This is a genomic window from Embleya sp. NPDC055664 (assembly GCF_053618075.1).
Genome location: NZ_JBSHGZ010000006.1, coordinates 134,227 through 146,032, shown reverse-complemented (window position 1 = coordinate 146,032; position 11,806 = coordinate 134,227). Strand labels below are relative to the sequence as shown.

The 11,806-nt window shown below is 71.4% G+C and carries 9 protein-coding genes; 6 read left to right on the top strand and 3 right to left on the bottom strand.

Annotated elements, in window-relative coordinates; genetic code table 11:
* Positions 1-16 precede the first annotated feature (16 nt).
* The 6 genes from ACWGR4_RS13065 (at position 17) to ACWGR4_RS13040 (ending at position 8,080) form a co-directional block, all read left to right on the top strand.
* A complete protein-coding gene (locus tag ACWGR4_RS13065) occupies positions 17-1,681 on the top strand; it encodes a GTPase family protein (protein ID WP_452133621.1) in 1,665 nt (554 codons plus the stop codon).
* Positions 1,682-1,812: 131 nt separating this feature from the next.
* The gene (ssb, locus tag ACWGR4_RS13060; protein WP_380002888.1) at positions 1,813-2,283 is read left to right on the top strand and encodes a single-stranded DNA-binding protein; all 471 of its coding nucleotides are present in this window, start codon (positions 1,813-1,815) and stop codon (positions 2,281-2,283) included.
* Between the two features lie 545 nt (positions 2,284-2,828).
* The gene (locus tag ACWGR4_RS13055; protein WP_380002889.1) at positions 2,829-4,238 is read left to right on the top strand and encodes a Cys-Gln thioester bond-forming surface protein; all 1,410 of its coding nucleotides are present in this window, start codon (positions 2,829-2,831) and stop codon (positions 4,236-4,238) included.
* 978 nt (positions 4,239-5,216) lie between these two features.
* Positions 5,217-6,881, top strand: coding sequence for an energy-dependent translational throttle protein EttA (ettA, locus tag ACWGR4_RS13050; protein WP_380002890.1), 1,665 nt, complete (start codon positions 5,217-5,219; stop codon positions 6,879-6,881).
* 114 nt (positions 6,882-6,995) lie between these two features.
* Positions 6,996-7,436: an acyl-CoA thioesterase gene (locus ACWGR4_RS13045; RefSeq protein ID WP_452128387.1), complete on the top strand. Its 441-nt coding sequence runs from the start codon at positions 6,996-6,998 to the stop codon at positions 7,434-7,436.
* Positions 7,433-8,080, top strand: a complete 648-nt coding sequence (locus tag ACWGR4_RS13040; RefSeq protein WP_452128330.1) for a hypothetical protein — start codon at positions 7,433-7,435, stop codon at positions 8,078-8,080. The genes ACWGR4_RS13045 and ACWGR4_RS13040 overlap by 4 nt, the downstream gene beginning before the upstream one ends.
* Before the next feature lie 66 nt (positions 8,081-8,146).
* Here the strand turns inward: ACWGR4_RS13040 and ACWGR4_RS13035 are convergent, their stop codons facing one another.
* The 3 genes from ACWGR4_RS13035 to ACWGR4_RS13025 form a co-directional block, all read right to left on the bottom strand.
* The gene (locus ACWGR4_RS13035) at positions 8,147-9,790 is read right to left on the bottom strand and encodes a glycoside hydrolase family 13 protein (RefSeq protein ID WP_452128331.1); all 1,644 of its coding nucleotides are present in this window, start codon (positions 9,788-9,790) and stop codon (positions 8,147-8,149) included.
* Positions 9,791-9,857: 67 nt separating this feature from the next.
* Positions 9,858-10,244: a globin gene (locus tag ACWGR4_RS13030; protein ID WP_380029220.1), complete on the bottom strand. Its 387-nt coding sequence runs from the start codon at positions 10,242-10,244 to the stop codon at positions 9,858-9,860.
* A 59-nt stretch (positions 10,245-10,303) separates the two neighbouring features.
* Positions 10,304-11,776 (bottom strand): SDR family oxidoreductase, encoded by a 1,473-nt coding sequence (locus ACWGR4_RS13025; protein ID WP_380002894.1) that lies wholly within the window; start codon positions 11,774-11,776, stop codon positions 10,304-10,306.
* Positions 11,777-11,806 lie beyond the last annotated feature (30 nt).

Here is an 11,806-nt window from a genome sequence, read left to right as displayed (position 1 = left end):
TGGTTCGGCCGGGCCGATGACGGCGGGTGGGGAGTACCTCGATCGGTTCGCCGTGCGCCGGGCCCGGCACGTGAGCGAGACGGAGGAATCGGCGCGGCTGGCGGCGCGGTCGGCCGCGTTGGATCGGGCGGTGCGGCTGGCCCGGGACCGGCTTCCCGGAGCCGAACTCGCCGCCGCCGAGGACCTGCTCGGGCATGCCGAGACGCGGCTCGCCACGGCCGGGCGGCACACCGTGGTGGCGCTCGCGGGGGCCACCGGTGGGGGGAAGTCGTCGCTGTTCAATGTGCTTACGGGGTTGCGCCTGGCGGATACCGGGGTGCGTCGGCCGACGACCCGGACCACGCTCGCGTGCGCGTGGGATCCCGACGGGGCGGCGCCGTTGCTCGATCTGCTCGGGATCGAGCAGGGGTGTCGGGTGGCGCGGCACGGGGTGTTGGACGCGTGGCACGGTGGTGGGGCGGAGCCCGCGCACGGCCGCCACGGCTCGCAGGGCGCTCGGCGTGGCGGCGGGATGCCCGCCGGGTTGATTCTGCTGGACCTGCCGGACCACGACTCGATCGACCTCGCGCACCGGGCGGAGGTGGACGCGTTGGTGGCGGTCGCGGATTACATCGTGTGGGTGCTCGATCCGCAGAAGTACGCCGACGCGCTCCTGCACGACCGCTATCTCCGGGTGTTCCGGCACCACGCGCACTGCATGACGGTCGTGCTCAACCACGCGGACCGGTTGCCCGTCGGGGATCTCGCGGCGTGTCTGACCGATGTCCGGGCGTTGCTCGCGGCCGACGGGCTCGCCGAGGTGCGGGTGTTGGCGACCTCGCCGGAGACCGGGCTTGGGATCGCCGAGCTGCGCCGGGTGGTGGCCGGTGTGTCGGGGAGCGGCGAGGCGTCGGTGGCTCGGCTGAGCGCGGATCTGGACGCGTTGACCGAGCGGCTGGAGCCGTACTTCGCCGGCGTGGTGCCGGGCGTGGAGGTGTTCGCCGCGGCGGACCGGGACGTGCTGGTGGGCGATTTGTGCGATGCGGCCGGGGTGGGCGTGGTGGCGGCGGCCGAGGGGGAGCGGGTACGGGCCGCGCGGGCGTCGTTGTGGCGTCGGGCGCGGCGGCCGGTGGCGCGGGTCGAGCCGGTGCAGGTACATCGGGCCGAGCAGGCGATCCGGCGGGCCGGGGCGACGCTGAGTCGGGGGATGCCGGCGGTGTGGGTGGGCGGGGTGCATCGGGCGTTGGCCGAGGGGTTGCGGGTGTTGCCGGACGAGGTGGACGCGGCGCTGGTCGGGGCCGTGCCGAAGGCGCCGCCGCCGACTCGGGTGGCGCGGGTGGCGGCGGGTGCGTGGTGGGTCGGGGTGGTCGCGGTGATCGCCGGGCTGCTCGGGATCGGGTTGGCGGCGACGGGGGTGCCGGTGGCGCGGTGGCTCGGGCTTCCGGTGGCGGCGTGGGCGGCGTTCGCGGGACTGGTGGTGGGGGCCTCGGGGGCGTGGTGCGGGTGGCGGGTGGCGGTGGGTGCGGCGGGGCGGCGGGTGGCGGGGGTGGAGGCCGCGTTGCGGGCGCGGGTGGCGGATGTGGCGGATCGGGTGGTGGTGGGGCCGGGGGAGGCGGAGGTGGTGCGGTATCGGGAGGCGTGCGCGGAGTTCGTGGCTGCGCGGGAGGGGGTCGGGCGGGTGGGTGGTCACCCACGTGAGTGACGCGTCGTTGTCCACAGGCGCCGAGTTGTCCACACCCCGTCCTGGTCCCCGGCCTCCCCACCGCCGCATGCCGCATCGTCGAGTGCGGACGGCGATGTCGCGGTGCACGCCGGTGACCCAGGGAGGCAAGCGTGGACACGTACGTGACGGTGGTCGGCAATGCCGCGAGCGAGGTCCGGGTGCAGATGACCCAGGCCGGTGTGCCGCTCGCGCGGTTTCGGATGGCGGTGTCGCCGCGGCGCTTCGACCGGGACAGCGGCCAGTGGGTGTCGGGGGACGCGTCCTTCTACACGATCGCGTGCTTTCGTGCGCTGGCCGAGAACGTGACGAGTTCGATCGACAAGGGCGACCCGCTCGTGGTCACCGGGCGGCTGCGGGTGCGCGAGTGGGAGCGGGAGGGACGGTGGTTGACGGTCACCGAGATCGACGCCTCCTCGGTGGGACACGACCTCGCCCGAGGGGTCGCGGAGTTCCGCCGGGTGGCCCGGCCGGCCCGACTGGCGCTCGTGGCGGATGACGTCGCGGCCGGAGCGACGGTCGACCAGGGCGTCCTCGCGATCGGGATGGGGAGCAGTCCCGAACGCGAAGAGGAGGCGGCATGAATTGATGCACGACATGGCCGCATGTTCGGGAAAGCCATTCATTGGCGATAGCCGAGATAATTCCGGTCGGTTTTCGGGACGAATCTGAAACAGAATTGTGACGACCGCGCCGTCGGTACGATGCATATCGAAACGGGCCAATCGCCGCAATCGAGGCAACCGACACGGCGGTGAGGTCGGAAAGCGTCGGAACGTGGGGGTGAATACGCCCGAGGCAAGGTATTGATCACCAAAAGACCGTTTCGCACGGTTGTGCACCTTGAAAAATCAATAGTGAGCCAGATCGCCCTGATCAGCGGCTATGCGGCTTGTCGACCGCAATGAGCTGCTATTCCCGCCGAGGACTTGTCGACTCGGCGATATTCGAATTACCTTCCTCGAGTCGGATCTTCTCCCGAGGTAAAGAACGTGAAACAAATTGCTACCCCGGGTCGCGGGGGGTGGCCCACCGGCTCATACCATTCAACGGTTCTTTACTCGCGCCGTGCTCGGGGGAACGATGCGCCGCGCGAGATTCGGCATACATTTTTCGAGGGGACCACCACATGTTCCGTACACCGGGACGGACGGCCACCCGCCTGTCGGCCATGGTCGTGGCGACGGGCCTGGCGGCGGCCGGCGTGATCGGTTTCGCGGGTGCGGCCAACGCGGAGGGCGCCAAGGGCGTCTATCAGGGCGGCGATGTCGGTGCGGACATCTTCCTGAAGGGCAAGGATGGCGCCCAGCGAGCGTCGATCCTGAAGCTCCAGGTGGACGGAAAGATCCTCCGCACCTACTGCATCGACTTCCACACCAAGGTGTACGACGGCGCGAAGTACGACGAGTCGAACTGGAAGGAGACGTCCTTCGGGACCAAGGCCGACAAGGCCAAGGTCAAGTGGGTCCTGCTCAACTCCTTCCCGACCGTCGACCTGGCCAACGTTCGTACGACGATCAAGAGCCCGGAGCTGACCGAGGGTGAGGCCGCGGCTGCCACGCAGGCCGCCATCTGGCACTTCACCGACGGCCAGAACCTGGACGAGGGCAACAAGAAGAACGACGCCGACGTCGTCAAGCTGTACAAGTACCTGGTCGGCGACGCCAACAAGGGCGACGTCACCGAACCGCCCGTCTCGCTCTCGCTCAACCCGGGCGAGAAGACCGGCAAGATCACCGACAAGCCCGGCATCGGCCCGTTCGAGGTCAAGACCAACGCCGAGGGCAAGTCGATCAACGCGAAGCTCACCGCGGGTGACACCGACGGCAAGCCCGTACTGGTGGACGCCGATGGCAAGCCGGTCACCAAGGTCGGCAACGGCGACAAGCTCTACGTGAACCCCGCGGGTGCCACCAAGGAAGGCAGCCAGACCTTCGAGGTCTCCGGCGAGTCGACCGTGCAGGCCGGTCGGGTTTTCCAGGGCGTCAACACCAACGGGACGACCAGCCAGCTGCTGATCGTCGCGGACAAGCAGAAGGTGCAGGCCTCGGACCACGCGGTCGCCAAGTGGGGCAAGCCCGGCAAGGGCCCGCTCCCGGAGATCAACGCCACCAAGGACTGCGTGGCGGGCGGCGTGAAGGTCACCGTGAAGAACAACGGTGACGAGTCGTACAAGTTCAAGCTCGACGGCAAGGAAACCACCGTCGAGGCGGGCAAGTCGTACGACCAGGTCGTGAAGGTCCAGGAGGACCAGGCGTACAAGATCACGATCGTGGGCCCCGACGGCAAGACCGCCAAGGAGTTCACCGGCACCCTCGACTGCGAGACCGCCGGCACCACGGGCGGCGGCACCACCGGTGGCACCACCGGCGGAACCCCGGCCCCGGTGAACCCGAAGGGCCCGGACCTCGCCGAGACCGGTAGCGACGGCAGCAACACCCCCGCGATCCTGGGCGGCGCCGGTGCGCTCGTCCTCGCGGGTGGCGGCCTCGTCTTCTTCATGCGTCGCCGCAAGGGCTCGACCGGCGCCACCGCCTGACAGCCGAACCGCCACACATAACACCACCCCCAAGGACCGGGCCCCGCCGCACCCAACCGCGCCGGGGCCCGCCCCCTTGCCACACCCCGACCACCGGCCCGCACACACACCAAGCCCAAGCCCCCAGGGCCACCCGCGGATCCGAGCCGGTCCCAAGCCGCCACCGCACAGCCAAGCCGCTCGCAGCGGGGCGGGTCCAAGAGCCGGCCAGGATTGGGCACGGACCCGAGCCGGCCCCGAACGCCAAGCGGCCCAGGTCGGTCGCCGACCCGAGCGGCAGCCAAGCAGCCAGCGGTCGGAGCCAGGCCCGAGGCCACGAAGCGCGGACCGATCGCGGCCCGACACGGAACCGGGCCGAAGCCGAGCACCCACCGCCAGGGAAGCCCGGCATCGGCCGGTTCGTTCCGAGCACGAGGTTGAGCCAAAGCCAAACACCGAGCAGGTCACAGCCCGAAGCCGCGTATCGGGCGGGCAGAGTCCGTTGCGGAGCCGACCCCGAGCGCCGAGTCGGTCGCGGCCGTGTCGGCCCGGGTTGGGCACGGCGTCGGACCGACCGCCGAGCAGGTCGTTGTCGGGCGGGGTCGAGCCGAGGCCGAGGGTCGAGCGGGTTGGGGTCGGGCTCGGGCCGAGTCTGCGCCGGGCATCGGATCGGTCAAGCCGCGCGCCGAGCCGCGTCCCGATCCGACGTCCGTCGAGGCCGAACCGCGTGCTCGGCCAAGCCGAAGCCGACAGCGACCCAAGCACCGCCGCACCGAGCCGCTACAAGCCCGGTTGGTCCACGGCACATGCCGCACCCGAACCAAGCAATTCCAGCCCGTCCGGCGCTTGAGGACGAGCGGGCCGCAGGCCGGTCGACCTCGCCGGGCCGAGTTCCGGGCCGGGCGGGTGCGGGCCGGGGCGCTTGGCTCGGGGTTCGTATCCCGCGCCCACCGGGCACCCATGCACGGGCACTGTCCGCCAGACCATAGGCTTGGACGCATGGCTGAGTACATCTACACCATGCGCAAGGCGCGTAAAGCGCACGGCGACAAGGTGATCCTCGACGACGTGACGCTCAGCTTCCTGCCGGGAGCCAAGATCGGCGTCGTCGGCCCGAACGGCGCGGGTAAGTCGACCGTTCTGAAGATCATGGCCGGGCTGGAACAGCCCTCCAACGGCGACGCGTTTCTGTCCCCCGGCTACACCGTCGGAATCCTGCTCCAAGAGCCTCCGCTCGACGAGACCAAGACCGTTCTGGAGAACGTCCAGGACGGCGTCAAGGAGATCAAGGGCAAGCTGGACCGGTTCAACGCCATCGCCGAGGAGATGGCCACGAACTACACCGACGAGCTGATGGCGGAGATGGGCGAGCTGCAGGACCAGCTCGACCACGCGAACGCCTGGGAACTCGACTCGCAGCTCGAACAGGCCATGGACGCGCTGGGCTGCCCGCCCGGCGACTGGCCGATCGTGAACCTCTCCGGTGGCGAGAAGCGCCGCGTGGCGCTGTGCAAGCTGCTCCTCGAAGCCCCCGACCTGCTGCTCCTCGACGAGCCGACCAACCACCTCGACGCGGAGAGCGTCCAGTGGCTGGAACAGCACCTGGAGAAGTACGCGGGCACCGTCGTCGCGGTCACCCACGACCGGTACTTCCTGAACAACGTCGCCCAGTGGATCTGCGAGGTCGACCGCGGTCGCCTGCACCCCTACGAGGGCAACTACTCCACCTACCTGGACACCAAGGCCACCCGCCTGAAGGTCGAAGGGCAGAAGGACGCCAAGCGGCAGAAGCGGCTCAAGGACGAGCTCGAGTGGGTCCGCTCCAACGCGAAGGGCCGGCAGGCCAAGAGCAAGGCGCGACTGGCCCGCTACGAGGAGATGGCCGCCGAGGCGGACAAGATGCGGAAGCTGGACTTCGAGGAGATCCAGATCCCGCCGGGTCCGCGCCTGGGCAGCGTCGTCATCGAGGTCGAGCACCTCAGCAAGGCGTTCGACGAGAAGCTGCTGATGGACGACCTGTCCTTCACGCTGCCGCGCAACGGCATCGTCGGCATCATCGGTCCGAACGGCGCGGGCAAGACCACGCTGTTCAAGATGCTGATCGACGCCGAGACGCCCGACACCGGCAACATCAAGGTCGGCGAGACCGTCAAGGTCTCCTACGTCGACCAGTCGCGCGGCGGCCTGGACCCGAAGAAGAACCTGTGGGAGGTCGTCTCCGACGGCCTGGACTACATCAAGGTCGGCAACGTCGAGGTCCCGTCCCGGGCCTACGTCAGCGCCTTCGGCTTCAAGGGTCCGGACCAGCAGAAGCCCACCGGGGTGCTCTCCGGCGGTGAGCGCAACCGGCTCAACCTGGCGCTGACGCTCAAGCAGGGCGGCAACCTGCTGCTGCTCGACGAACCGACCAACGACCTCGACGTCGAGACCCTGTCCAGCCTGGAGAACGCGCTCCTGGAGTTCCCGGGCTGCGCCGTGGTCGTCTCGCACGACCGCTGGTTCCTGGACCGGGTCGCCACGCACATCCTCGCCTACGAGGGTGACTCGAAGTGGTTCTGGTTCGAGGGCAACTTCGAGTCGTACGAGAAGAACAAGGTCGAGCGCCTGGGCGCCGACGCGGCCCGGCCGCATCGCGCGACCTACAAGAAGCTCAAGCGCAACTGATCCACCCGATCGGTTCGGGCGGCCGACGGCCTGTCGCATGTCCCCATGCGGCAGGCCGTCGGCGACACCGGGCCGGACCGGTCGGTCGGCAATCACAGAGAAGAGGCTGGGCACGTGGCCAGGCACATCTATCACGCGGCGGTTCGGTGGTCCGACATGGACGCCTACCGGCACGTCAACAATGTGCAATACCTCCGCTATCTGGAGGAGGCGCGCGTGGACATGATGTTCACCCTCGGGCAGCGCGAGGGGGCCAAGACGCTCTCCGAGGGCGTGGTGATCGCCCGCCACGAGATCGACTACAAACGCCCGCTGGTGTGGCGCGCCGAACCGGTGCGGGTGGAGACCTGGGTGACCCGGATCGGGGCCGCCCGATTCACCCTGGCCTACGAGATCAGGGACGGCGAGCAGGTGTACGCCACGGCGCTGTCCGTGCTCGTGCCCTATTCGCTGGTCGAGCAGCGTCCCCGGCGACTGACCGAGGAGGAACGGGCCTACCTGGACCGCTTCCTCGAACCGCAGGACGAGTCGGCGGGGCGGTCGGCCCGCGCATGACCGTGCTGCGACTCGCCGACCCGGCCGCCGCCGCGGACCTGGGCGGCTACCTGAGCCGACTGCTGCGCTACGACCGCGGCGCGGTGGTGCGGATACGGGCCGAGGGGATGGTGCTCGGTACGTTCGGGCATCCGCCGTTCGGTGCCGCCTCCTCGGGCGTGATCACGCTGCGGGCGAGCGAATTGGCCGAACCCGCGACGGTGGACGCGACCGTGTCCGCCGGACAACTCCTCGACGCGATCGCGGACGACGCGAGTGTGTCGCTTCCCCCGTCGGTAACCGGCCCGGGGTGGGCCGGCCTGCTGCCGCCGCGCACCGGGTGGGAACACGTCGCCGACCTCTCGGTGCCCGACCTGGCCCGCGAAGTGGCCGCCGGCGTCGCCGAGTTCCGGGCCAGGACCGAGCCGGGCATGCCGCGTGCCGAGTTCGAGCGGGTCGCGGCCGGGATCTGGACCCGACCGATGGCCGGCCGACTGCCGCTGCGGGCCGCGCACGCCGCGCAGTCCTTCGGCTTCCTGGGCCCGCCGGATGCCGACGCCCGGGCCGCGGTGTTGCGCACCGGCGCCTGGCTGCGCCTGGAGGCCCGCTACGGCTCGGTATCGGTCCGGCGCGAGGACGCCCCGGGCCTGCTGTTCACCCGCTGACCGCCCCCGAGACAACGCCGCCCGCGTCGAGCCGCCGAGGTCGACTCGTCGGAGGCGAGGTTGTGGTCAGGCGACGGCCGACCACCACACCGCGGTGTTCGGCGGGAGGGTCAGGTCGCCGGTCCCGGTGTGCTCCACCGGTCCCGAGGCCAGCAGCAGCGGGCCGGTCACGGGGACGCGGGCCGGGGCCTTGCCCATGTTCACCGCGCAGCCGAAGCCGGGGACGCGGGTGAAGGCCAGTATGTCCGGCGGGAGTTCGTCCTCGGCCCAGGTCAGGCCGCGGCCGGCCGCGCGGGCGCCGAGGGCCGGGTGGGTCCGGCGGATGCGCAGCGCGGTGCGGCACAGCGCGAGGGTGGAGTCCGGGTCGTGCCGCTGGGCCGCGACGGTCAGCTCCGCCCAGGAGGCGGGCTGGGGCAACCAGGCGGCCTCCCCCGAGGTGAAGTCGAACGGCGCCGCCTCGCCCGCCCACGGGAGCGGCACCCGGCACCCGTCCCGGCCCGGCACCCGACCGCCCGAGTGCGCGAACACCGGGTCCCGACGCAGCCCGTCGGGCAGGTCCTCGACCTCGGGCAGGCCCAACTCGTCGCCCTGGTACAGGTAGGCCGCGCCGGGCAGGGCGAGTTCGAGCAGCAGCGCCGCCCGGGCCCGGGCGAGACCGAGGGCTCCGCCGCCGAACCGGGTCACCGGCCGCACCACGTCGTGGTTGGCCAGTACCCACGTCGGCGCCGCGCCCACCGCGGCGGTGGCGGCCAGCGCGTCGTCGATCGCCGCGCGCAGCCGGACCGGGTCCCAACCGGCGAGGAGGAAGGGGAAGTCGAACGCCTGATGCAGCTCGCCGGGTCGCAGGTAGGCGGCCGACCGCTCGGCCCGGGGCAGCCACACCTCGGCCACCGCGATCCGCCCGCGCCGCCCGCCGCCGGTGTCCACGTCGGCGTACGAGTCGAGCAGCCGACGCCACGTGCGGTAGACGTCGTGCACCTCGGGCTGGTCCCAGTACGGCAGCCGATGCCGCAGCCGACCCTCCCACCCCTGCGGTACGCCCGGCGGCACGTCCGGCAGGCCGAGTGCCTTGACCAGACCGTGCGCGACGTCGATCCGGAAGCCGTCCACGCCGCGGTCCAGCCAGAAGCGCAGGATCGACAGATACTCGCAACGCACTTCGAGGTTGCGCCAGTTCAGGTCGGGCTGCGCCGGTGAGTACAGGTGCAGATACCACTGGCCCGGACGGCCGTCGGCCTCGGTGATCCGGGTCCACGCGGGGCCGCCGAACTGGGACAGCCAGTTGTTCGGCGGCTCGTCCCCGCCCGTGCCCCGGCCGTCGCGGAAGAGGTAGCGGGAGCGCTCGACCGAACCCGGGGGCGAGGCGAGTGCGGCGGCGAACCACGCGCTGTCCCGAGAGGTGTGGTTCGGGACCACATCCACCAGGACCGCCAGGCCGAGTTCGTGTGCCCGCGCGAACACCCGGTCCGCGTCGGCGAGGGTGCCGAACAGGGGGTCCACGTCGCGCGGATCGGCGACGTCGTAGCCGGCGTCGACCATCGGCGACCGATAGAAGGGGCTCAGCCAGATCGCGTCGACACCCAGGTCCCGGAGGTACGGCAGGCGGGCGAAGAGCCCGGGCAGATCGCCGACCCCGTCCCCGTCGCCGTCCGCGAAGCTGCGCGGATAGACCTGGTAGAAGACCGCGTCGTGCCACCACCCGCGTACCATCGGCCGCCTCCGTCGGATCGCTCCCGGTGTGGCTGTCGCCCCGTCCCGCCCGCCGTCGGTCGCCGGGTCAGTCGAGCCGGTTGACCATCGACTGCGCGGCGTAGACCAGGTATTCCCAGAGGGTGTTCTCCTGCGCGGCCGGCAGCGCGATCTCGTCGACCGCCGCGCGCATGTGCCGCAACCACGCGTCGCGCGCCTCCTCGGTCACGGCGAACGGCGCGTGTCGCATCCGCAGCCGCGGGTGACCGCGTTGTTCGCTGTAGGTGCGCGGGCCGCCCCAGTATTGGACGAGGAACATCCGCAGTCGGTCCTCGGCTCCGTCCAGGTCCTCCTCCGGATACATCGGACGCAGCAGGGGATCCTCGCGCACACCCTGATAGAAGCGGTGCACGAGTTTGGCGAACGTCTCCTCGCCGCCCACGGCTTCGTAGAGACTCGGTTCCGGCGCCGGCATCTGGGTCACCGCTCCATCCTCTCAGATGGGCCCGCGAGCCGGAGGCCCCCGGACGGGACCTAACGCTCCGCGGCGCGGGCGATGCCCCGGCGCATGCCGCCGAAGACGATGCCGTGGAAAGGGAACACGGCCCACCAGTACGCGTGCCCGAGCAGTCCCCGGGGATGGAACAGCGCACGCTGGCGGTAGTGCGTGGTGCCGTCGTGGTCCGTGACGCTGAACTCCAGCCAGGCCAGGCCCGGCAGACGCATCTCGGCGCGCAGGCGGAGCAGCCGACCGGGCACCACCTCCTCCACCCGCCAGAAGTCGAGCGAGTCGCCGACCCGGAGCCGGTGCGGATCACGGCGTCCCCGGCGCAGTCCGACACCGCCCACGATCCGGTCCAGGGCGCCGCGCACCGACCAGGCGAGCGGCCACGAGTACCAGCCGTTGCCGCCGCCGATGCCCTCGATCACCCGCCATACCGCCGCCGGGGACGCGGCCGGCTCCGCCTCGCGGACGTCCTCGTACAGCGAGCCGCCGGACCAGTCCGGATCGGTGGGCAGCGGATCGCTGGGCGCCCCGGCGGTGGCCGCCGAGGACCAGCGGGTGGCCACGTCGGCGTCGCGGATCCGGGCCAGCGCCAGTTCGAGGGCCCGGTCGAAGCCGATCAGGCCCTCCGGCGGGTCGGGGACGTAGCGGGCGATGTCGTGCTCGTGGCAGACCACCTCGCTGCGCAGCGACTCCACCAGCGGTCGGGCCAGGGCGCCGGGTACGGGGGTGATCAGACCCACCCAATGGCTGGACAACCAGGGCGAGAGCATCGGCACCGGCAACACCCGGCGGCGGCGCAGTCCGGCCACGGCCGCGTAGCGCTGCATCATCTGCTCGTAGGTGAGCACGTCCGGGCCGCCGATGTCGAAGGCGCGGTTCACGTCCGGGGGCAGTGTGGCGCAGCCGACCAGGTAGCGCAGTACGTCGCGAACGGCGATCGGCTGGATCCGGGAGGTGACCCAGCGCGGGGTGACCATCACCGGCAGCCGCTCGGTCAGGTAGCGCAACATCTCGAAGGACGCCGAGCCCGAGCCGATGATCACCGCCGCGCGCAGCACGACGGTGGGCACCGCGCCGGCGAGCAGGATCTCGCCCACCTCGGCGCGCGAACGCAGGTGCGGGGAGGAGTCGCGGGCCGCGGAACCGGCGGCCGGGCCCAGGCCGCCGAGGTAGACGAGCCGGCCCACGCCCGCGTCCTCGGCCGCCTCGGCGAACACGCGCGCGCTGTCGCGGTCGGTGTCGGCGAAGCGCGGTCCGCTGCCGAGCGCGTGGATCAGGTAGTAGGCCACGTCCACGCCGTCGAGGGCTCGGCGCACCGCGGCCGGGTCGAGCGCGTCGGCGCGCACGATCTCCACCCGGTCCGCCCACGGGTGGTCGCGCAGCTTGGCCGGGGTCCGGGCCATGCAGCGCACCCGATGACCGGCGGCGAGCAGCTCGGTCACCAGCCGGCCGCCCAGATAGCCGGTGGATCCGGTGACCAGGCACAGGGGAGCGTTCACCCGACCCAGTCTCGGCGACGCGGCAGCCAC

Bases quoted from the DNA above. Each gene is read 5' to 3' on its own strand.
- ACWGR4_RS13065 (WP_452133621.1), top strand. From the start codon at position 17: ATGACGGCGGGTGGGGAGTACCTCGATCGGTTCGCCGTGCGCCGGGCC.
- ACWGR4_RS13055 (WP_380002889.1), top strand. From the start codon at position 2,829: ATGTTCCGTACACCGGGACGGACGGCCACCCGCCTGTCGGCCATGGTC.
- ettA (WP_380002890.1), top strand. From the start codon at position 5,217: ATGGCTGAGTACATCTACACCATGCGCAAGGCGCGTAAAGCGCACGGC.
- ACWGR4_RS13040 (WP_452128330.1), top strand. From the start codon at position 7,433: ATGACCGTGCTGCGACTCGCCGACCCGGCCGCCGCCGCGGACCTGGGC.
- ACWGR4_RS13035 (WP_452128331.1), bottom strand. From the start codon at position 9,790: ATGGTACGCGGGTGGTGGCACGACGCGGTCTTCTACCAGGTCTATCCG.
- ACWGR4_RS13030 (WP_380029220.1), bottom strand. From the start codon at position 10,244: ATGCCGGCGCCGGAACCGAGTCTCTACGAAGCCGTGGGCGGCGAGGAG.